We start from the raw sequence: 20,871 nt of genomic DNA on the forward strand, positions 1-20,871 counted from the left end.
CTCGGCTGCACCGTCCCTGGACCGTGCGAGGGAGCCCGAGGCCGATCGACGGCGACCGGCAGTGACGGACGACCGTCGGCCGCCCGCCCAGAACCCGCAGGTCAGCGCCCCCGCCCGGAACGCGTTTTCTCCCAGGGGTGGCGGTGCGGCAAGATGGGGTGTATCTGCCCACTGCCTGATTCAAGCTGCCGGACGGTTTCTCTTGGCTGAGTTCATTTACACCATGCGCAAGGCGCGCAAAGCGCACGGCGACAAGGTGATCCTCGACGACGTCACCCTGAACTTCCTGCCCGGCGCGAAGATCGGTGTCGTCGGGCCGAACGGTGCCGGTAAGTCCACGGTGCTGAAGATCATGGCAGGGCTGGAGCAGCCGTCGAACGGTGACGCGTTCCTGTCGCCGGGCTACACGGTCGGCATCCTGCTGCAGGAGCCCCCTCTCAACGAGGAGAAGACCGTCCTGGAGAACGTCCAGGAGGGTGTCGCCGAGATCAAGGGCAAGCTCGACCGGTTCAACGAGATCGCCGAGCAGATGGCGACCGACTACTCGGACGCGCTGCTGGAGGAGATGGGCAAGCTCCAGGAGGAGCTGGACCACGCCAACGCCTGGGACCTCGACGCCCAGCTGGAGCAGGCCATGGACGCGCTGGGCTGCCCGCCCGGCGACTGGCCCGTGGTGAACCTCTCCGGTGGTGAGAAGCGCCGGGTCGCGCTGTGCAAGCTGCTGCTGGAGGCGCCCGACCTGCTGCTGCTCGACGAGCCCACCAACCACCTCGACGCCGAGTCGGTGAACTGGCTGGAGCAGCACCTCGCCAAGTACGAGGGCACCGTCGTGGCCGTGACCCACGACCGGTACTTCCTGGACAACGTCGCCGGGTGGATCTGCGAGGTCGACCGCGGCCGGCTGCACGGCTACGAGGGCAACTACTCCAAGTACCTGGAGACCAAGGCCACCCGCCTCAAGGTCGAGGGCGCGAAGGACGCCAAGCGGCAGAAGCGCCTCAAGGACGAGCTGGAGTGGGTCCGCTCCAACGCCAAGGGCCGGCAGGCCAAGTCCAAGGCGCGCCTCGCCCGCTACGAGGAGATGGCCGCCGAGGCCGACAAGATGCGGAAGCTGGACTTCGAGGAGATCCAGATCCCGCCGGGCCCGCGGCTGGGCAGCGTCGTCGTCGAGATCAACAACCTCACCAAGGCCTTCGGCGACAAGGTCCTGATCGACGACCTGTCCTTCACGCTGCCGCGCAACGGCATCGTGGGCGTCATCGGCCCCAACGGCGCCGGCAAGACCACCCTCTTCAAGATGATCCAGGGCTTCGAGGAGCCGGACTCCGGTTCCATCAAGGTCGGCGACACGGTCAAGATCTCCTACGTCGACCAGAGCCGCGAGAACATCGACCCCAAGAAGACGCTGTGGGCCGTCGTCTCCGACGAGCTGGACTACATCAACGTCGGCCAGGTCGAGATGCCGAGCCGCGCCTACGTGTCCGCCTTCGGGTTCAAGGGTCCGGACCAGCAGAAGCCGGCCGGGGTCCTCTCCGGCGGTGAGCGCAACCGCCTGAACCTCGCGCTCACCCTCAAGCAGGGCGGCAACCTGCTCCTCCTCGACGAGCCGACCAACGACCTCGACGTCGAGACCCTCTCCAGCCTGGAGAACGCGCTGCTGGAGTTCCCCGGGTGCGCCGTGGTCGTCTCCCACGACCGGTGGTTCCTGGACCGCGTCGCCACCCACATCCTCGCCTACGAGGGCGAGTCCAAGTGGTTCTGGTTCGAGGGCAACTTCGAGTCGTACGAGAAGAACAAGATCGAGCGGCTGGGTGCCGACGCCGCGCGTCCGCACCGCGCCACCTACAAGAAGCTGACCCGGGGCTGATCTCTTGCGCCACATCTACCGCTGCCCGCTGCGCTGGGCGGACATGGACGCGTACGGCCACGTCAACAACGTGGTCTTCCTCCGCTACCTGGAGGAGGCCCGTATCGACTTCCTGTTCCGTCCGGACAAGGAGTTCAAGCAGGGGTCGGTGGTGGCGCGCCACGAGATCGACTACAAACGGCAGCTCGTGCACCGGCACCGCCCGGTCGACGTCGAGCTGTGGGTCACGGAGATAAGGGCCGCGTCCTTCACCCTCACCTACGAGGTCAAGGACGGCGACGAGGTCTACGTCCGCGCCTCGACGGTGATCGTGCCGTTCGACTTCGAGACCCAGCGTCCGCGCCGGATCACCGCGGAGGAACGGGAGTTCCTCGGCGAGTACACGGACGACAAGGAGGAGGCCGTCGCCGCATGACGGTGCTCCACCTGGCCGACGAGGGGGAGGCCGCGGATCTCGCGGCCTTCCTCTCCCGCCTGCTCCGCTACGACCGCGCGGCGGCGGTGCGCCTCCAGGCGGCCGGCACCGCCCTCGCCGTCTTCGGCCGGCCGCCCTCCTTCGAGGTGCTGGCCGTACGCGCGGTACGGCTGGCCAAGCCGTACGAGGACGGACTCGACGTCACGCTGGACGTCACCGTCTCCGCCGGTGAGCTGCTGGAGGCGGTGGACGAGAAGGCGGCCACCGCGGGTGTGCCCGGTGCGGTGACCGGGCCGCCGTGGGCCGGTCTGCTGCCTCCGCGCGGCGGCTGGCGCCCCGAGCCGGGCCTGCCCGCCCCGGACGCCCTGCGCGCGCTGGTCGCCGCGGCGGTGGCGGAGTTCCGCTCCCGTACGGGCGAGCTGGCGCCCGAGGGCCGCACCCGGGCCGAGCTGGACCGGATCGGGCGGGAGATATGGTCCCGGACGGTCGGGGACACCGGGCTGCCGGTACGGGCCGTGCACGCCGCCCAGTCCCTGGGCTTCCTCGGCCCTCCCGGCGCCCCCTCCGGCGAGGACGCGCCGAAACTCCTCGCCTCGGGCACGTGGCTGCGGCTGCGCACGCCCTACGGTTCCGTCGCCCTGCGCCGGGCCGGGACCGGGGCCCTCGGCATCAGCGTGCGCTGACCCCGCCGACGCCGGACGACCGGCTTCCGACATCGACGTCGGCGTCTGCGTCGGGCGAGGGGTCAGCCGGCGGTGTTGACCATCGAGGCCGCCGCGTACGTCAGGTACTTCCACAGCGTCTGCTCGTGCTCATCGGAGAGCCCCAGCTCGTCCACGGCGACCCGCATGTGCTTCAGCCAGGCGTCGTGCGCCGCCCGGTCGACGGCGAAGGGGGCGTGGCGCATCCGCAGCCGCGGATGGCCGCGGTTGTCGCTGTACGTCGTCGGGCCGCCCCAGTACTGCATCAGGAAGAGCGCGAAACGCTCCTCGGCCGGGCCCAGGTCCTCCTCCGGGTACATGGGCCGCAGGATCGGGTCCTCCGCCACCCCCTGGTAGAAACGGTGGACGAGCCGGCGGAAGGTCTCCTCCCCGCCGACCTGCTCGTAGAAGGTCTGCTCCTGAAGCGTGCCGCGCCGAATCTCATTCACGTCGTCCATGGTCTCAGACGGGCGGACATAGGACTTCGGGCTTAGGACCACTCCTCGCCCGCTCCCCGCCCGCCTTACTGTGGAGGCATGGGCGGGCACCCGGACCTGGACGGCCTCGCCGCCTCCGCGCGGGCGGAGCTGGTGCGGGAGATCGAGCTGAGCGGCGCCTGGACGGCCGACCCGGTGTGGCGGGAGGCCTTCGCGACGGTCCCGCGCCACCTCTTCGTGCCGTACTACTACGTCGGCGTCCGGGGCGGTCACGAACGCCGGTGGGGCGAGGACCCCGACCCGGGCGCCCGCGAGCGCTGGGTGCTCGGGGCGTACGCCGACGCACCGCTGGCGACCCGGCTGCGCGACGGCGAACTGCTCTCCTCCAGCAGCCAGCCCTCGCTGATGGCCCTGATGCTGGTGGAACTGGGCGTACGCGACGGCGACCGGGTCCTGGAGATCGGCGCCGGCACCGGCTACAACGCCGCCCTGCTCGCCCACCGGCTCGGCGACGACGACCTGGTCACCACCGTCGACCTGGAACCCGAGATCACCGAGTCCGCGCGCCGGCACCTGGCCGCGGTGGGCCACCACCCGGCCGTCGTCACGGGCGACGGCGCCCGCGGAGTGCCCGAGCGCGCGCCCTACGACCGGATCCTCGCCACCTGCACGCTGCCCTCGGTGCCGCGCGCCTGGCTGGCCCAGTGCCGTCCCGGCGGCCGCATCCTGGCCCCGCTCGCCACGGGCCTGGTCGTCCTCACGGTCCACGACGCCGGGCACGCCGAGGGGCGCTTCCTGCGCACGCCCGCGTACTTCGTTCCGCTGCGCGGCGCGGAGCGGAACGAGCCCGAGGCGCCCGGCCTCGGCGGGGTGCCGCGCCGGGCCCGGGAGAACGACCTGTTCCGCTTCCTGCTGGAGCTGAGCCGGGGCGGCCTCGACCCGCAGGAGGCGTACGCCCTGTGGGACCGCGAGGACGCCCCGCGCCGGGAGCGCTTCGGCATCACCGTCCGCGGCGAACGGGCCTGGGCCTGGCTGGACGACCCTCAGGGCCCGTACGCCTGGCCCTTCGCCTGACGGACGTGCTCTAGCCCCGGCGGATCGTGATCGTCGTCCAGGCGCCGACGTGCACCCGGTCGCCGTCCTGGAGCGGCACCGGCACGAAGGGCTGGATCGGCTCCTCGCCGCCGTTGACCGTCGTGCCGTTGGTCGAGTTCTGGTCGACGACCGCCCAGTTGCCGTCCGGCTGCTGCACCAGCACCGCGTGCTGGTGCGAGACGCCCGGGTCCTCCGGCGGCACCGCGAGATCGATGTCCGGGGTGTCGCCGGTGGAGTGCCGGCGCCGGCCGATGGTGATCTGGTTGCCGGCGAGGGTGCGCTGCTGTTCGGGCGAGTACGCGGGCAGGTTGAGACCCGCGGCCTCGGGGCCGGACCGCTGCATCATCGCCATGAAGTAGTCGCGGTCCGGGCCGATGGTCGCCGTCCAGGTCGCGGGGCCCTGGGGGCGCTGGGGCTGCTGGGGCTGGTGAGGCTGCTGGGACTGGTGGGGGAAGCCGTAGCCTCCGCCCGGCGGGGGCGGCGGAGCCTGGGTGGCGCCGGGCTGCGGGAAGCCGTAGCCCCCGCCCTGGGCCGGACCCGGGCCGTTCGGGCCACCGGGACCCGCGGGACCCGATGACGGCGGGGAGAGCACCCAGTCGTCGTCACCGCCGCCGAAGGACGGGCCGCCCTGCTGCGGCCGGTTGGTCTCCTGCGGGAACGCGGGCGGGGCCGGCGGGCCGGACTGCTGGTAGGCCTGCGGGGCGCCGTCCCGCCCACCGGGGCCGGGCGGCGGGGCCGGGCGCGAGGGGTCGCCACCGAAGGGCGGCGGCGCGGGCGGCCCGGAGGGCCCGTTCGGACCGCCGTGACCACCGGGTCCACCGGGCCCGTTCGGGAAGCCGGGCCCACCGGGGCCCGTGGGCCCGCCAGGACCGCCGCCGGGGCCACCGAAGCCACCCGGGCCGCGAGACCCGTCGAAGCCGCCGGGACCACCCGGGCCGGCAGGTCCGCCGGGTCCGCCGGGAGCATGGGGGTTGAAGGGGCCACCGGGACCACCACCGGGGCCACCAGGGCCCGCGGGTCCACCAGGACCGCCCGGGGCACCGGGACCGCCCGGGGCACCGGGACCGCCCGGGGCACCGGGTCCGCCCGGAGCACCGGGACCGCCCGGGCCTCCCGGACCCGACGGAGCGCCGCCGAAGGGCGGGCCCGGCGGGATCGGCTCGGCGGGGCGGTTCATCTGGGACGGGCGGGAGCCCTGGTAGTCGTACGCGTCACCGCCGTACGACGGACCCGACGGACCCGACGGCGGCTGCGGGAAGCGCGGGCCGGGGCCGGGCGACGGCGGGCGCGGGGCGGCCGGGGTGTACGAGGTGGCGGTGTTGGTGAGGAAGTTCCACCGGCACTCCTCGCAGAACGGCGCCCCGCCCTCACGCGGCGTGCGGCACTGCGGGCACAGCTGAGGCTCGGCGCCGGGGCCTCCGGGGCCGCCGCCCTGGCCGGCCGGACCGGCGGGCGGCGGGAAGCCGTAGCCGCCGCCCGGGGGCGGAGGCGGGGGAGGGGGAGGCACGGCACCGGCCATGCGGTGACCGCAGACCTCGCACCAGTCGTCGGAACCCGACTGGTGTCCGTTCGGGCAGGTCGGCATGTCGGAGCTTCCCCCTCTTGCGGAGCTTGTCGCTGTGTTGTCCTGCGGTGCTGCGGGACTGCGTCGTGCGGTCGGTTCAGTGCTTCTTCACGCGGACGGTCTTCGTCGACCGGGTCTCGAGAGTCATCTCGTCGGCCTCCTCGACCTTCGCTTTCAGTCGCACAGTACCTGCCGCCGCGTCGACCACGTCCACCACCTTCGCAAGCAGTTTCGCAGTATCCGCGTTTCCGGAGGCCCCGGCGAGCTGAACCGCGCGGCCCAGTTTGGCCGTTGCTCCGTCGATGTCTCCCGCTTTGCGTAGGTCAAGACCCTGCTGGATGACCTGGGCCAGTTCGGCCTGCCCGGTGTAGTGGGCCACCTGCGGGTTGATCGACGTGGAGGCGGCCATGTCGTCGGTCCACACGGCCCGTACGAGACCCTGCGCGCCGAGGTTGCGGGCACCGCCCCCCGCGCCCGGCGCCTCGCCCGCGGGCTCCGGGACGACCAGGGAGACCCGCGCGGCCAGCATCTCCTGGCCGATACCGGCCGCCGGAACCTCCACGCACACGTGGTAGTCCCGGGACTCGTCGCCCCAGGAACCGGTGGGGTAGTCACCGGCGCGCGGCCCCGCCTCGGTGCGGCGGCCGGTGAGTTCCTCGACCGTGGGGGCGACCTGCTTGACGAACCTCACGGTGGTGCCGACCGGGGTCCACAGGCGCAGGGCGACGTCCGCGACCTCCTTGCCCATGGCCGTCTCCATCACCCGCGTGAAGTCGGCGGCGAGACCGGCGGGGTCGGCGACGATGTCGGCGGTGCCGAGCAGGGCGGAGGCGATGCCTGTGACTTCTTTCACTTCCCAGTCCGTGCCCACGCCCCGGGCGTCACAGGTGAAGCGTCCGGCGCACGCGTCCAGCGCGGCCCTGAGGTCCTCCGGCGACTCGTGCTCGTTGCGGCCGTCGGTGAGCAGGATGCCGTGCCGGATGGCGACGTCCGCGGTGGACAGCAGCCGGTCGGCCAGCCGCAGCCATGTGCCGATGGCGGTGCCGCCGCCCGCGTTCAGGCCGCGCAGGGCACGCTTGGCCTGCTCCCGGGTGGTGGCGTCGGCGACCGCGAGGCGCCCGCCGCCCGGGTAGACCTCCTTGGCGACGTGCGTGCCGCCGACCACCGCGAAGTGCACTCCGTCGCGCAGGGTGTCGATCGCCGCGGACGTGGCGTCGCGGGCGTTGCGCATCTTGGTGGGCGGGTAGTCCATCGAGCCCGAGCAGTCGACCATGACGGCGACGGCCGCGGACGGGCCCTGGCCCGGCGAGTAGAGGTGGGGCGCGGCGACCGCGCTCCCGATGGTGCCGCCGCCGGTCGCGGTGACCGTCACGATGGCGTTGACCTCGCGGCCGCCGTCGGGCAGGTACTCGTTCTGGTAGACGTCCACCGAGAACTGCGGCACATTCGACTTCGAGAATTTGGCCATGCCGGTTCGCATCCCCCTCTACGTCCCCACGGTGGTGGGTGTCTGGCTGCCGGCACGGACCGCCCCCTGCGGTCCGCGAGGCCACCCCCGCGCGCCGTCCCCGGGCCCAACCGGGGCCGCGCCCGGCCACGACGGCGCCGCGGCGCCACGCAAGGCCTCAGGCCGATCCTGCCCCCTGCGGCGGGGCGGGGAACGGCACGAGCGCCACTGTTACGTTGTCGTGGCCCCCGCCGTCCAGGGCGTGGCCCACCAGGACGCGGGCGCCGTGCAGCGGTCGCGCGGCGGCGTCGAGGGGGACGGCCTCGGCCATCTCCTCGGCGGACTCCGCGTAGTTCCACAGGCCGTCCGTGCAGACCACGACGACACCGGGGCGGTCCGGCTTGAAGGACGCGGTGTGCGGCTCCAGTTCGTAGGCGTCGGCGCCGAGCCAGCCGGTGATCGCGTGGGCCCGCTCGTCGGCGTAGGCCTCGGCCTCGCTCATCAGGCCGGCGGCGACCATCTGCGCGGCCCACGAGTCGTCCTCGGTGAGCCGGGCGGGCGGGGTGCTCCGGTCGACCGGCACCCAGTAGACGCGGCTGTCGCCGACCCAGCCGACGACCAGGAGACCCGCGGTCACCACGGCGCCGACCAGGGTGCAGGCGGGCGCGTTCTGGTGCGGGGCCTGCTCGCGGGCCGTGGCGGGCTCGTCGGCCAGCGCGTTGACGGCGTGCGAGGCGGCGACGATCGCGTCGTGCATGGCCTGCTGCGGGTGCGTGCCGCGCGGCAGGGCGGCGAGCAGCGACGCGCCGGCCGCCCGGGAGGCGGCGAGCGAGGCGTCGTCGGGGCGGGTCGCGGAGGACACGCCGTCGCAGACGATCGCCACGGACGCGGGCGCGCCGTCGGGCAGCGCGGTGCAGCCGACGGAGAACGCGTCCTCGTTGCGGTGGTGGCGCAGTCCGCGGTCGCTCACCGCGGCGACGGGGCCCGACTCCTGCTCCATGTGGTCGCGTTCGCGTGGCTGCGCGTGGCCGCAGTTCTCGCAGTAGCCGTCGTCGTCGACCCGGCCCGCGCGGCAGGCCACGCAGACCTTCACGGCCACGGCCCGGCCGGCGACGGACCCGGCGGGGACCGGAGCGGAAGGGGCCGGCTCGGACGCCGACCTCGGGTCGGGCGCCTGCAACGGGTACTCGTCGGGCTCCCGCGGCCGGTCGGGCCGGTCGGGGAGATCGAACCGCGCCGCGGGCACGGCCGGCGGCACCGGTGGCGGGGGCGGCAGCGGGGAGCCGCCCGAGTCGGTCCCCGGCACCTCGGCCGCCGCGTGCACCGGGGCGGGCCGGCCGGAGCCGTCCGAGTCCCGGGCCGTCGGCCAGTCCACGCCGTCCGGCGCCCACGACGGCGCGGGCACCGAGCCGTTCAGGGCGATCGTCGGGCTCTCGTCGGGCCGCGCGGGCACGGCGGACAGGTCGTATCCGCACGCACCGCAGAAACGGTCACCCGACTCGAGGGGTTCCTCGCAGCTCGGGCACTTCGACACAGCGGCCTGCTGGGGCATCTGCGACATCAACTACACCCACGTCCGGGGGCGGTAACGATTGGCACGTTCCACCAGGTCGATCCTCTCCTCGCCGCCCCGCGCCAGCCGAGCCAGCGTGCGGTACGAACGCTCCAGGCCGAAACGCAGACCGCGTTCGTCCAGGCCGCTGCCGAGCAGCGTCCGTCCTCCGGCGGCGGGAGGGACGGAACCCTGACCTCCGGAGAGTACCCAGTCCAGCGCGCAACCGAGGACCTCGGCCGACAACTGCTCGCGCCGTGCCGGATCCAGACCGTACACGTCCAGCGCCTCCACCTGCCGCGCGGCCGCGACCAGGTCGTCCAGGAACGCCGTGTCGCCCGCGTTCGCGACGCGCCGCCGCAGCCGTGCCCGCACCGCCGCCATCCGCGCCGCGGTGCAGTGCACGGACGACTCCGGCACCGACTCCAGCGTCCGTACGGCACGGGCCCGGTCGCCGCCGGCGAGCTGGACCCGGGCCAGCCCGAACGCGGCGCTCACATGGCTCGGGTCGGAGGCCCACACCAGGTGGTAGTACTCGGCGGCGTTGTCGAGCTGCCCCAGGACCTCCGCGCACAGGCCGAGCGCCAGCTTGGGCGCGATCTCGCCCGGGAAGGCGTCGTAGATCGCGTCGAAGGCCAGTGCGGCGCCCTCGTGGTCGCCGGTCACCAGCCCGGCCAGGCCCCGGTACCAGACCACCCGCCAGTCGTCGGGCCGTTCGTCCTCCAGCGACTCCAGGTCGGCCACCGCGCCGGGCGCGTCGCCGGTCTCCAGCCGGCCGCGGATCTGCCGCAGCCGGGTCTCGGCCGACGGTGCCGGCGCGGCGGCCAGCGCGGTCAGCAGCTCGCCCGGCGCCGACGCCATGAGGCCCGCCAGGAAACCCGCGTTGGGGTCGCCGGCGTCGACCCGGGGCACCGGCAGCGCGAGGGCGGCGGTCGGCGCGTCGGCAGGCTTGACCAGGCCGCCCGCCTCGACGCCGGAACCACCGCCGCCGTGTCCGAAGCCCGCGCCCGGTCCGCCGCCGTGTCCGACGCCCGTGCCCGGTCCGCCGCCGTGTCCGCCGCCGTGTCCGACGCCCGTGCCCGCCCCTCCCGCCTGTCCGACCGCCATGCCCGCCCCGCCGGCCTGCCCGACGCCCGGGCCCGTGCCCCCGGGCGCGCCGACCGCGGCGCTCGTCCCGGCCGGCAGCGCGGGGCCGCCGGCCGGGGGCGGCACCGCCGTACCGGCACCGCGCCGCCCCCGGCCCACGGTCCGCGCCCCCAGCCGTGACACCTCCCCGTCCAGCCGCGGGAACAACTCCGTGTCCGTCACCCTGACTTCCGGCCCGAACAGCGTCGACACGGCGGGCCGGGCCCGCCCCGTCTGGAGCGAGATCACCTCGCGCAGCACACCCGTCAACTGCTCGGCCATCTCCTCGGCCGAGGCGAACCGGCGGGCCGGGTCGGGGTCGGTGGCCCGCACCAGCAGCCGGTAGAACGACTCGTACCGCCGGAAGACGTCGATGGTGTCCGGATCCGGCAGCGAGTCGGCGTAGACCGTGGTGTAGCCCTGGAAGTCGAACGTCAGCACGGCGAGGGTGCGGCCGACGGTGTACAGGTCGGACGCCACCGAGGGGCCGACGTCGGCGACCTCGGGCGACTGGTAGCCGACCGTGCCGTAGATGGCCGACTCCTCGTCGTCCATCCGGCGCACCGCGCCCATGTCGATCAGCTTGAGCTGGTCCTCGGTCTGGATGGCGTTGTCGACCTTGAAGTCGCAGTAGAGCAGGTTGCGGCTGTGCAGGTGGCCGAGCGCCTCCAGCGCCTCGATGCCGTACGCGCAGGCCTGCTCCACCGGCAGCGGATCGCGCCGACCCTCCGGGGTGCGCCGGCCGTTGGCGATCTCCTTCAGCGACTTGCCGCCGACGTACTCCATGACGATGTAGCCGTCCAGCGAACCCGTCCGCTGGTCGAGGTGCTCGACGAAGTTGTAGATCCGCACGATGTTGGCGTGCTCGATCTCCGCGAGGAACCGCCGCTCGGAGATGGCCGCCGCCATCGCGTCCTGGTCGCCGGTGTCCAGCAGGCCCTTGAGGACCACCCACCGGTCCGAGACCGCCCGGTCGACGGCGAGGTAGACCCAGCCGAGCCCGCCGTGCGCGAGGCAGCCCACCACCTCGTACTGGCCGTGCACCACGTCCCCGGCCTTCAGCTTGGGCACGAACGAGTACGGGTGGCCGCACTTGGTGCAGAAGCCCTCCGTGCGCCCCGGCCGCTCCCCGCGCGCCCGTCCGACCGGCGCCCCGCAGTCCGAACGCGAGCAGAACCGCTTGCGTTCGGGCACCTCGGCCCTGTCCAGGACCATCGCGCGCGGGTCGGGCCGCGGGATCAGCGGGACCTCGACCAGGCCGGCGCCGAGGCGCCCGCGCGTGGCGGAACCGGCACCCGAACCCGAACTGCGCACCGACACCGAGCGGCCCGTGGACCGGCCCGACACCGCGCGCGAGAGCCGCCCCGAGACCGACCGCCGGGACCGCGACGACTGCGAGGACGTACGGGCGCTGCGGCCGCTCGAACGCGCGCTGCCGCTGCCCGCCGAACCGCGCGAGCCGCGTCCGCCGCCCCCGGTGACGCCCGTCGGCGGGGAGCCCACCATGCCGTCGGGGGCGACGACGGGCGCCAGACCGCACGTGTCGCAGTACAGCTCGCCGCCGCCCACGTCCTCGTAGGCCCCGCCGCAGCCGGGACGCTGACACGTCTGCTCCGCCTCGCTCATGCCGTCCCCTCCCCGTCGCCGCTCATGCGCCGGGCCCCGTCCGGTCCACCGGCCCGCCCTGACCGGGCACGCGCGGGGCGGAGCCGAGCAGTTCGGCCGCCGCGTGCTGGTAGCGCAGCACGGCCTGCCCGGCGACGCGCAGGTCGCAGGGCGCGCTCCACAGCATGCGGCGGGCCTTCTCGTACTTCTCCGCCAGCTCGGGGTCCTCGGCGAAACCGAGCCGGGCCACCTTCGCCTTGTACGCGTCGAGCCGGCCGCGCAGCTCCGCGCGGACCGCGAGCGGAGCGGTGACCGCCGTCAGCGACTCCCGGGCGCGCAGCAGTTCGTCCTCCGCCTTCTCCTCCAGGGACTCCAGGAGCGGGGACAGGCGGTGCCACTGGGCGTGCCGGCGGTACTCGGCGGCCGCCGCGAGCTGCTCCTGCAACACGGTCGGCGGCCCGCTGACGACCGGCACCTCCGTCGCGGCGATCTTCGCCAGCACCTCGCCGCGCGCGGTACGGGCCTCGGCGAGCGTGCGGTCCGCCCGGGAGAGCAGGTCCCGCAGTCGCACGATCCGCTGCTCGGCGTCCTGGCGCACGGCCAGCACGGCGTCGATCTCGCGGCGCACGTCCTCCAGGGCACGCGCCTGACGGTCGTAGACCGTGGTGTCCGGGCGGCCGCCCCCGGGCGCCGAACTGCCCTCGGCCGGCGTCCAGTGGGCCAGCGGGTCGGAGATCACCTGCTCGCGCAGTCGCGTCAGGGTGCGGGTGATCCGCTCCAGGTCGTCGCCGGCCGGGTGCTCGCCGGGGCGGACGCCCACGGAGTGCGCGAGTTCGCGGGTGCGCCGCAGCTCCGCCGCGAGGAGGTCGATCCGCGCGGGCAGCGCCGACCACACCGCGTCGGCGGCGACCACCATGTCCAGGGAGCCTGCGTACAGCTGGTTCATCCGGTCCACCAGCGCCGCCAGCGAGTACCGCTCGCTCAGCCGGCCCGGACCGCCGTGCGCCGCGGGCGCGCCCGCGGCGGCGCCCCCGGCCATCGTGACGGCCTCGCCGCGCAGCAGCTCGGTCAGCTCCGCCAGGTCCTCGCGGCTCGACCAGCGGCGCCGGGAGCGGATCTCCCGGGCGGTGCGCAATGCACCCGTGTACGCGTCGAAGCAGTTCCACAGGAGCGTGATCGACGCCTCGGCGGTGGCCCAGCGCTCGGCGGTCACCCCGGTCAGGGAAGCGCCTTCGAGGAGTCTGCGGCCCGCGTGGTCCTGGAGGGCGAGGAGCGAGGTCTCGATCGCCTCGTGCTCCGCGCCGAGCCGCGCCAGCGCACGGTCCACCTCGTCCCGGTCCATCACCGGCCCGGTGGGATCCGTGTCGCCCATCGATCACCCCTCGCTGTCGCGGACTTGTGCGTGCTCTTCCCTGCGCTGCGACGGGCGGTCAGCTCGTGCGCAGATACTCCGGGGCCGGCGGCTCCGACTTCGCCGGGTCGTCCCCCATCGTCGGTCTCAGCCACGCCTCGTACGAGTCCCGCCAGCCCCCGGCCCGGTCCGCGCGCCACTCCCGCAGGACGTGGTTGACCCGGCGTACCAGATCGTCGGCGTCCTTCTTCATCGCCACGCCGTAGTACTCCGTGGTGAAGGCGTCGCCCTTGAGCTGGACCGTCGGGTCCTGCGCGGCCTGGCTGGCGGCGAGCGCGCCGTCGGTGACCACCGCGTCGACCTCGCCGAGCTGGAGCCTGACCAGGCAGTCGAGTTGGTTGGGGACGGTGGTGCCCAGGTCGGTGTCGGCGGCCAGCCTGCCGTCCTCCCGGTCCTGCTCCAGGGTGCTGAGCGCGGTGGAACCGGCCGCCGTGCAGATCCTCTTGCCGGCGAGCGTGCCGTCGTAGCCGGTGATCGGTGAGGACTTGGGGGCCAGGAGCTGCTGTCCGGTCCGGAAGTACGGGGCCGAGAAGGCGACCTTCTCCAGGCGCGCGCAGTTGATGGTCATGGTGCGGACCACCATGTCGACCCGGCCGTTCTCGATGGCGGGCTCGCGCTGGTTGGTGGGGATCGCCTTGAACTGCACGGCGTCCGGGTCGCCGAGGACGTCCTGCGCTATGCGGTGCGCCAGGTCGATGTCGAAGCCCTCCAGCTCGGCGTCGCCGCCGCTGTTCGGGTCGCGGTAGCCCCAGCGGTAGCTGTTCTGGTCGACGCCGACGATCAGTTTGCGCTTCTCGCCCTGCCGGTTCCGGATCGCGTCGATGGTGGGGCCGTCGGCGTCGGAGGGTGCCAGGGTCTGCTTCTCGGGGTCCGCGCACTCCTGCGCGGCGCGCGCCTGACCGCGCGCCTGACCGCCCCGGGTGCCGCCGTGGCCGTCCGCACCGGTTGCCCCGCCCGTGCCGGTCTGCCCGCCCGTGTCGTGCGAGCGGAGCACCGGCAGGAGGAGGGCGAACAGCACCGCGAGGGTGCAGGCGAAGGCCATCGCCCCCACCCCGCCCCAGCCCTTCAGCCCCGTACGGAGCCGTTGTGCGCGCATCCTCACGCCCCCTTTCACGGGCATCCTCGCCCCCTGGCCCGCGGGCCCGAGCGCCGCTTCACCGGTACTCCGACAGCCTGCGGCCGATGCCGAGGAGCGCACCGGCCACGCCCACCCCGGCGAGGACGCCGGCCATGGCCGGCAGGGGCCGCATCGCGTCCAGACCGTCGCCCGCCGCCCGCTCGAACTCGGCCTCCTCGTGCCCGAGCGCCGTGTCGAGCGAGTCGTCCACGCCGTCGAAGCACTCGGCCGTGGCGCCCTTGCCGCCGATCACGAGGTCCAGCGCCTGCTGGTAGTTGCCGTTCTCGTCCTGCTCACGGGCCGAGGCGTGCCGCTTCTTCCACTCGGCCATGTTGCCGTTCGCCCGGTCGACCGGCTGCTCGCCCGCCTGGTCGTCGGCGAGCCGCCGCGCCTCGGCCAGGCCCTCGCCGAGGGTCTTCATGTTCTTCTCGAAGTCGAGGTCGTAGGCGTCGTACGTCCGGTCGCCGACCTTCCTCGTCTCCGCGCCGCGCGCCACCAGGGTGAGGTTCTCGTTGCCCCGGGCCTTCAGGGAGGCGATACGGGCCCCGTTCAGCGCGTTCAGGGAGCGCACCCCGTGCTCCTGGGAGTCGGTCAGGCCGGCCCGGGCGACGCTGTGGCCGGCGACCAGCCAGAGCAGGACGACCACGGAGGCGGCCGTGGCGGCGACCAGGCCGTGGTTCAGGACGCGGTGGGTGCGCCGGTAGTGCCGGCGCTGCGCCCAGCCCAGGGCCGCGAGGGCGAGGACACCGAGGGCGATCGCGGCCCAGGGGTAGGGCTTCGCGTCGGCGTAGTCGGCACCGAGCCGCCGGTTCTCACTCGTGTAGAGGTCCTCCGCCGCGGGGAGCATCTGCTGCTGCATCTTCTCGTTGGCGTAGCGCAGGTAGGCGCCGCCGACCGGGAAGCCCTGCCGGTTGTAGGTGCGGGCCCGCTCGACCAGGCCCTTGTACTCGGGCAGGAGGCGGTTGAGTTCGGTGATGGTCGCCTCGGCGGGGGAGTCGGCCTCGGAGTCCGCGGCGGCCTTCACGAGCCCCTCCGCGGCCGCCCGGACCGCGCTCTCGTACTCGTCGCGGGCGGCCTCGGTCTCCTGGCCGCCGGCGAGGAAGCCGCTGGACGCGGCGGTGTTGGCCTCGGCGAGTGAGCGGTAGACGCCGGCCGCGGCCGAACTCAGCGGCTGGCTGCGGTGGAGCACGTCGTCGGCGGCGGCGGACCGCTCGCTCATCTGCCAGGCGGTGACGGCGCCGAAGGCGACGACGAGCGCGGCGAGCAGCGCGCCGATGATCCGCAGCCGCCCGGGCTCGGTCACGGCCGCCGCGCGCAACCGGTCCACGCCCTCGGCGAAGGCGGTGCGCCGGGGCACCGGAGGCGGGGGGACGGCGGGGGCGCTGCCGCCCGAGCGCTGCTCCGGAAGCGGCCGGGACAGCGGGGGCGCGGCGGGCGGCGTGGGCGCGCCGGTGCCGGGCGGTGGCACTGCGCCGCCCCTCTGCGGTCGAGTCACTGCCGACCTCCCCCGTGGTCTTCCGTCGCCGCAAGTATCGCTGCCCACGACGACATTCGCACCGGCCTTCGCACGATCTTGCTCCGATCCCGGAGCAACGCACCACCCCTGCCCATGAATACGCCGCCGGAAGCGGTTCGGTTCCACGGGGCGCGGGCCGTCCCCGGGGTCCGGGCCCGCTCAGGCGTCGAAGTGCGCCCGCAGTCGCGCCCGGGCCCCGGGGGCGGCCCCCAGGCGGTCCAGGCCCAGCAGGGCCGCGCCCAGGACGGGTCGCGCCGTCACCACCCGCGGGACGGCCTTCGGGGCGCGGGCCGCCAGCAGCTCCCGTACCCGGCCGTCGAGTTGCGGGTGGCGTGCCGCCAGGACGCTGCCGCCGAGCACGACCGGCGTCTCCTCGGCCAGCAGGCCGAGCCGGGTCAGCGCGACCGCGGCCATGGCCACCACCTCGTCGGCCTGCCGGTCGACGATCCCCCGGGCGAGCGGGTCGCCGTCGGCCGCCGTGGCGAACAGCACGGGGGTCAGCTCGTGCCGCCGGACGGGTGCGACGCGCCGCAGGTGCAGGGCCTCGATGAGGGCGTACATCGAGCCGAGCCCGAAGTGCGCGGGCAGGGTCCGGGCCAGCTCCGTGGGCCCGCCGCGTCCGTCCTCCGCCCGCGCCGCGTGCCACAGCGCCTCCTCGGCAAGCCCCCAGCCGCCGCCCCAGTCGCCGGACAGCCGCCCGACGGCCGGGAAGCGGGCGGTGCGGCCGTCGGGGCGCATGCCGACGCAGTTGACGCCGGCCCCGCACACGACCGCGACGCCGCGCGGCTCGTCGACACCGGCACGCAGGACCGCGAACGTGTCGTTGCGCACGTCCACGTCCGCGCCCCACCCGCGCGCGCCCAGCGCGGCGGCCAACTCCTGCTCCTCCACGGGCAGGTCCGCGTTGGCCAGGCACGCCGACACCTGGTCGACGGAGGTGACGCCGGCCGCGGCGAAGACCCGCGCCACCGCCTCCCCGAGGTCGTCCACGGCCCGCTCGACCCCCACGGCGGGCGGCCGGAAGGGGCCGCCGCGGGCCGTGGCGAGGACCTCCCCGCCGGCCGTCACCACGGCCACGTCGGTCTTGCTGTTCCCCGCGTCGACGGCGAGGACGCTCGCGGTCAGGCCCACGCCAGGTGCTCCCGGTTGTGCGCGATCAGCCGGTCGGTGAGCCGCTCGGCGTACCCGTACTGCCCCACGAGGGGGTGGGCGAGCAGTGCCCGGAACACCCGGTCCCGGCCGCCGCGCAGGGCCGCGTCCAGGGCCAGGTCCTCGTACGCCGTCACGCTCGCCGTCAGCCCCGCGTACAGCGGGTCCACGGCCGCCACCGGCAGCGGGACCGCGCCCTCGGCGCCCACCGCAGCCGGCACCTCGATCACCGCGTCGTCGGGGAGGAAGGGCAGCGTGCCCCGGTTGAGGGTGTTCACCACCTGGTACGGGGAGCCGGCGCCGCCGAGCAGGGCGGCGGCCAGGTCGACGGCCGCCTCCGAGTAGTAGGCCCCGCCCCGCTCGGCCAGCAGGGCGGGCTTCTCGTCCAGGGCCGGGTCGCCGTACATCTCCAGCAGCCGCCGTTCCATCCCGGCCACCTCGGCGGCCCGGGACGGCTTGGTGCGCAGTTCGTCCACGACCTCGTCGTGCGCGTAGTAGTAGCGCAGGTAGTAGGAGGGGACGACGCCGAGGCGGTCCAGGAGCGGGCGGGGCAGGCGCAGGTCGGCGGCGACGGTGTCCCCGTGTTCCGCCAGCAGCCGGGGCAGGACGTCCTGGCCGTCGGGGCCGCCGAGCCGGACGGCGGTCTCCCAGGTGAGGTGGTTGAGGCCGACGTGGTCGAGGTGGACGTCGGCGGGCGCCACCCCGAGCAGCGCCGCGAACTTGCGCTGGAGGCCGATCGCCACGTTGCACAGGCCGACCGCCCGGTGCCCGGCCCGCAGCAGGGCGCGGGTCACGATGCCGACCGGGTTGGTGAAGTCGATGATCCACGCGTCCGGGTTGGCCCGCCGGACCCGCTCGGCGATGTCCAGCACCACCGGCACGGTGCGCAGCGCCTTGGCGAGGCCGCCGGCGCCGGTCGTCTCCTGGCCGACGCAGCCGCACTCCAGGGGCCAGGTCTCGTCCTGCTGCCGGGCGGCCTGACCGCCGACGCGCAGCTGGAGCAGGACCGCGTCGGCGCCGTCCACGGCCGCGTCCAGGTCCGAGGTGGTGACGACGCGGCCGTCGTGCCCCTGCCGGGAGAAGATGCGGCGGGCGAGACCGCCCACCAGCTCCAGCCGGTCCGCGGCCGGATCGACGAGGACCAGCTCCTCCACGGGCAGCGTGTCCCGCAACCGGGCGAACCCGTCGATCAGTTCGGGCGTGTAGGTCGAACCGCCGCCGACCACGGTGAGCTTCATGCAGTCATCGATCCTTTCCGGGCAGGGACGGTGGCGCGGAGCGCCGGGGTGGGCGCGAGGTGTCGAAGACCTCGTCGCGGGTGGTCGCGAGCGCGCTGACGAGCGCGCCGCGCAGTACGGGGTCGTCGGTCACGTCACCGACGACCAGGCGTGGCCGGGGCGCGGCCAGTTCCGCCAGCTCGTCCTGGACCAGGGCGCGCAGCGGCTCGCCGCCGGCGGTGAGGGCCGTGCCGCTGAGGACCACCAGCTCGGGGTCGAGGACGGAGACGAGGGAGGCGAGACCGGTGGCGAGGCGGGTGGCGTAGGTCCGGAGCAGGCGGTGGTGCCGTGCGTCGCCGGGGTGGGCGGCGGCCGTGGCGAGCAGCGCGGCCGTCGCCTCGGGGTACGGGCCGGGCGGCACCGGGTCGATGCCCAGCTCGCGGGCCAGCCGGGGGACGGCCTGCGCCCCGGCCAGCTCCTGGAAGCCGCCGCTGCCGGTGCGGCTGACCTTGCGGACCAGCGGGGCGCCCGGCACCGGCAGGAACCCGACCTCGCCGGCGCCGCCGGTCCAGCCGCGGTGCAGGCGGCCGCCGAGGACCAGGGCGGCGCCGAGGCCCTCCTGGTTCCACAGCAGGACGAAGTCCTCGTGGCCCCGGGCGGCGCCGAGCCGCTGCTCGGCCACCGCGGCGAGGTTCACGTCGTTCTCGTACTCGACCGGCATGGGCAGGGCGGCGGCCAGCTCGTCGAGGAGGGTGGGGGAGTGCCAGCCGGGCAGGTGCGCGGCGTAGCGCAGCCGGCCGGTGCCCGGGTCGAAGGCGCCCGGGGTGCCGATGACCAGGTGGTGCACGTCGCCGCGGACGAGCCCGGCCGCCTTCACCGCGCCGTCCAGGGCGTCCGTGACCTGCCGGACGACCGGACCGGCGGCGCGCCGGCCGGGGGTGGGCAGCTCGTACCGGCCGACCGTGCGCCCGGTGAGGTCGGCGACCGCGGCGAGGACGCGGTCCCGGGTGACGTCGAGTCCGGCGGCGTGGGCGGCGGCCGGATCGACCTCGTAGAGCTGGGCGCCGGGGCCGGGGCGCCCCTTCGTCGTGCCGCGGGCCAGGACCAGCCCGGCCGCCTCCAGGCGGGCCAGCAGCTGGGAGGCGGTCGGCTTCGACAGGCCGGTGAGCCTGCCGATCCGGGCACGGGACAGGGGGCCGTGCTCCAGCAGGAGGTCGAGCGCGGCCCGGTCGTTCATGGCGCGCAGGACGCGTGGGGTGCCCGGCGTGCCGGCGGTTCCCGCCATGCGTGACCACCTGCCTCTCTGCCGGTCGGCTTCCGGTGACGGCGACTGTCAGGAAACTTTCCTGTCGGCTGGGAACGTAGGCCGCCCGGGAGGACACGTCAAGAGACCGCCCCCGGTCCGACGAGGACGTCGGACCGGGGGCGGGGAGCGCGTGCCGTGCCGCTACTTGGTGGTGCTCGGCGGGGTGATCGGGGACGCCGCGACGGACTGCGGCGACACGGTGCTCGCGTACGCCGAGGGTGCCGCCACGCCCGCGGTCGGGTCGGCCGCCTCGGTCGCCTGGACCGGCAGTTCGGGGCCGCCGACGATCCGGATGTCGGCCGCGTCGAAGGCCCGCTTGATGCGCCAGCGCAGCTCGCGCTCGACGGTGAGGGACTTGCCGGGCATGGTCTTCGCGGAGACCCGCACCACCATCGAGTCGAGCAGTACGGAGTCCAGGCCCAGCACCTCGATCGGGCCCCAGAGCATCTCGTTCCAGGGCTCCTCCTTGCCCATCCGCTCGCCGACCGCGGAGAGGGACTCCTTCACCTTGTCCAGGTCCTCGTCGGAGCGGACCGTCACGTCGACGCCGGCCGTGGACCAGCCCTGGGAGAGGTTGCCGATCCGCTTGACCTCGCCGTTGCGGACGTACCAGATCTCCCCGTTGTCGCCGCGCAGCTTGGTCACCCGCAGTCCGACCTCGACGACCTCGCCGGCGGCCACACCCGCGTCGATGCTGTCGCCGACGCCGTACTGGTCCTCCAGGATCATGAAGACGCCGGACAGGAAGTCGGTGACCAGGTTGCGGGCGCCGAAGCCGATCGCGACGCCGGCCACACCGGCGGACGCCAGCAGCGGGGCCAGGTTGATCTGGAAGGTGCCGAGGACCATCAGGGCGGCGGTGCCGAGGATGACGAAGCTGGCCATGGAGCGCAGGACCGAGCCGATGGCCTGCGAGCGCTGGCGGCGCCGCTCGGCGTTGACCAGCAGGCCGCCCAGCGCGGTGCCGTCCATCGTGCCGGCCGTGCGGTTCATGCGGTCTATCAGCTTGGTGATCGCCCGCCGGACCACCGCCCTGAGCACCGCGGCTGTCACCACGATCAGCAGCACCCGCAGGCCGATCGCGAGCCACGTCGACCAGTTCTCCTCGACCCACCCGGCGGCGTTCGTCGCGCTCTCGTGGGCGTCCCGGAGGGAGGGCACCGACGGGGCCGTCGGGGACGGAGAGGGCGACGGCGACGAGCCGGCGGCCGACAGGACGGCGGCGGACAGGGACACGGTGGGCACCTCCAGATGCGGCGGCCCGTCCTCCGAGGTCCGGTCGAGGTCACGGAAAGGTCACCGGACGGGCAGATGGACCACACTAACGGGGCACCGGGCACGGACCGT

General features: G+C 74.5%; 16 protein-coding genes. 4 read left to right on the forward strand and 12 right to left on the reverse strand.

Features of this window, described 5'->3' with window-relative positions; translation table 11 throughout:
* The first annotated feature begins 202 nt into the window (after positions 1 to 202).
* Genes ettA through AC07FV_RS01600 form a run of 3 tightly spaced genes read left to right on the forward strand, consistent with a single transcriptional unit; the run spans position 203 to position 2,965 of the window.
* Positions 203 to 1,867 carry an energy-dependent translational throttle protein EttA gene (ettA, locus tag AC07FV_RS01590; protein WP_391968038.1) on the forward strand — a complete coding sequence of 555 codons (1,665 nt, stop codon included), beginning with the start codon at positions 203 to 205 and terminating at the stop codon, positions 1,865 to 1,867.
* Positions 1,868 to 1,871: 4 nt separating this feature from the next.
* Positions 1,872 to 2,282 (forward strand): acyl-CoA thioesterase, encoded by a 411-nt coding sequence (locus AC07FV_RS01595; RefSeq protein WP_383640824.1) that lies wholly within the window; start codon positions 1,872 to 1,874, stop codon positions 2,280 to 2,282.
* Complete coding sequence (locus AC07FV_RS01600) at positions 2,279 to 2,965, forward strand: DUF8185 domain-containing protein (protein ID WP_479083866.1); 687 nt, start codon at positions 2,279 to 2,281, stop codon at positions 2,963 to 2,965. Before AC07FV_RS01595 ends, AC07FV_RS01600 begins: the two co-directional genes overlap by 4 nt.
* Positions 2,966 to 3,027: 62 nt before the next feature.
* Here AC07FV_RS01600 and AC07FV_RS01605 read toward each other — a convergent pair whose 3' ends face one another.
* Positions 3,028 to 3,441 (reverse strand): globin, encoded by a 414-nt coding sequence (locus AC07FV_RS01605; protein WP_479083867.1) that lies wholly within the window; start codon positions 3,439 to 3,441, stop codon positions 3,028 to 3,030.
* Positions 3,442 to 3,519: 78 nt separating this feature from the next.
* Between AC07FV_RS01605 and AC07FV_RS01610 the strand changes: the two genes are divergently transcribed.
* Positions 3,520 to 4,494 (forward strand): methyltransferase domain-containing protein, encoded by a 975-nt coding sequence (locus AC07FV_RS01610; RefSeq protein WP_479083868.1) that lies wholly within the window; start codon positions 3,520 to 3,522, stop codon positions 4,492 to 4,494.
* Between the two features lie 10 nt (positions 4,495 to 4,504).
* Here the strand turns inward: AC07FV_RS01610 and AC07FV_RS01615 are convergent, their stop codons facing one another.
* From AC07FV_RS01615 to AC07FV_RS01665, 11 genes are all read right to left on the reverse strand, one after another.
* Positions 4,505 to 6,100 (reverse strand): FHA domain-containing protein, encoded by a 1,596-nt coding sequence (locus AC07FV_RS01615; protein WP_479083869.1) that lies wholly within the window; start codon positions 6,098 to 6,100, stop codon positions 4,505 to 4,507.
* Between the two features lie 76 nt (positions 6,101 to 6,176).
* Complete coding sequence (locus tag AC07FV_RS01620; RefSeq protein ID WP_479083870.1) at positions 6,177 to 7,547, reverse strand: vWA domain-containing protein; 1,371 nt, start codon at positions 7,545 to 7,547, stop codon at positions 6,177 to 6,179.
* Positions 7,548 to 7,704: 157 nt separating this feature from the next.
* Complete coding sequence (locus AC07FV_RS01625; protein WP_479083872.1) at positions 7,705 to 9,087, reverse strand: PP2C family protein-serine/threonine phosphatase; 1,383 nt, start codon at positions 9,085 to 9,087, stop codon at positions 7,705 to 7,707.
* Between the two features lie 3 nt (positions 9,088 to 9,090).
* Positions 9,091 to 11,829, reverse strand: a complete 2,739-nt coding sequence (locus AC07FV_RS01630) for a serine/threonine-protein kinase (protein WP_479083874.1) — start codon at positions 11,827 to 11,829, stop codon at positions 9,091 to 9,093.
* Between the two features lie 22 nt (positions 11,830 to 11,851).
* Positions 11,852 to 13,180, reverse strand: coding sequence for a coiled-coil domain-containing protein (locus AC07FV_RS01635; RefSeq protein WP_479083876.1), 1,329 nt, complete (start codon positions 13,178 to 13,180; stop codon positions 11,852 to 11,854).
* A 58-nt stretch (positions 13,181 to 13,238) separates the two neighbouring features.
* Positions 13,239 to 14,315, reverse strand: coding sequence for a glutamate ABC transporter substrate-binding protein (locus AC07FV_RS01640; protein ID WP_479083878.1), 1,077 nt, complete (start codon positions 14,313 to 14,315; stop codon positions 13,239 to 13,241).
* A 58-nt stretch (positions 14,316 to 14,373) separates the two neighbouring features.
* On the reverse strand, positions 14,374 to 15,804 hold the full coding sequence (locus AC07FV_RS01645) for a hypothetical protein (RefSeq protein ID WP_479083880.1): 1,431 nt from the start codon (positions 15,802 to 15,804) through the stop codon (positions 14,374 to 14,376).
* 207 nt (positions 15,805 to 16,011) lie between these two features.
* Positions 16,012 to 16,983, reverse strand: a complete 972-nt coding sequence (locus AC07FV_RS01650; protein WP_479083881.1) for an N-acetylglucosamine kinase — start codon at positions 16,981 to 16,983, stop codon at positions 16,012 to 16,014.
* On the reverse strand, positions 16,974 to 18,239 hold the full coding sequence (locus tag AC07FV_RS01655) for a 6-phospho-beta-glucosidase (protein WP_479083883.1): 1,266 nt from the start codon (positions 18,237 to 18,239) through the stop codon (positions 16,974 to 16,976). The genes AC07FV_RS01650 and AC07FV_RS01655 overlap by 10 nt, the downstream gene beginning before the upstream one ends.
* A 4-nt stretch (positions 18,240 to 18,243) precedes the next feature.
* Positions 18,244 to 19,503, reverse strand: coding sequence for an ROK family transcriptional regulator (locus AC07FV_RS01660; RefSeq protein ID WP_479083885.1), 1,260 nt, complete (start codon positions 19,501 to 19,503; stop codon positions 18,244 to 18,246).
* A gap of 162 nt (positions 19,504 to 19,665) precedes the next feature.
* Complete coding sequence (locus AC07FV_RS01665; protein ID WP_479083886.1) at positions 19,666 to 20,760, reverse strand: mechanosensitive ion channel family protein; 1,095 nt, start codon at positions 20,758 to 20,760, stop codon at positions 19,666 to 19,668.
* Positions 20,761 to 20,871 lie beyond the last annotated feature (111 nt).

It is taken from the genome of Streptomyces sp. NPDC045956, assembly GCF_056430705.1.

Bases quoted from the DNA above. Each gene is read 5' to 3' on its own strand.
- AC07FV_RS01605 (WP_479083867.1), bottom strand. From the start codon at position 3,441: ATGGACGACGTGAATGAGATTCGGCGCGGCACGCTTCAGGAGCAGACC.
- AC07FV_RS01620 (WP_479083870.1), bottom strand. From the start codon at position 7,547: ATGGCCAAATTCTCGAAGTCGAATGTGCCGCAGTTCTCGGTGGACGTC.
- AC07FV_RS01615 (WP_479083869.1), bottom strand. From the start codon at position 6,100: ATGCCGACCTGCCCGAACGGACACCAGTCGGGTTCCGACGACTGGTGC.
- AC07FV_RS01625 (WP_479083872.1), bottom strand. From the start codon at position 9,087: ATGTCGCAGATGCCCCAGCAGGCCGCTGTGTCGAAGTGCCCGAGCTGC.
- AC07FV_RS01660 (WP_479083885.1), bottom strand. From the start codon at position 19,503: ATGGCGGGAACCGCCGGCACGCCGGGCACCCCACGCGTCCTGCGCGCC.
- AC07FV_RS01610 (WP_479083868.1), top strand. From the start codon at position 3,520: ATGGGCGGGCACCCGGACCTGGACGGCCTCGCCGCCTCCGCGCGGGCG.
- AC07FV_RS01655 (WP_479083883.1), bottom strand. From the start codon at position 18,239: ATGAAGCTCACCGTGGTCGGCGGCGGTTCGACCTACACGCCCGAACTG.
- AC07FV_RS01635 (WP_479083876.1), bottom strand. From the start codon at position 13,180: ATGGGCGACACGGATCCCACCGGGCCGGTGATGGACCGGGACGAGGTG.
- AC07FV_RS01640 (WP_479083878.1), bottom strand. From the start codon at position 14,315: ATGCGCGCACAACGGCTCCGTACGGGGCTGAAGGGCTGGGGCGGGGTG.
- AC07FV_RS01630 (WP_479083874.1), bottom strand. From the start codon at position 11,829: ATGAGCGAGGCGGAGCAGACGTGTCAGCGTCCCGGCTGCGGCGGGGCC.
- AC07FV_RS01600 (WP_479083866.1), top strand. From the start codon at position 2,279: ATGACGGTGCTCCACCTGGCCGACGAGGGGGAGGCCGCGGATCTCGCG.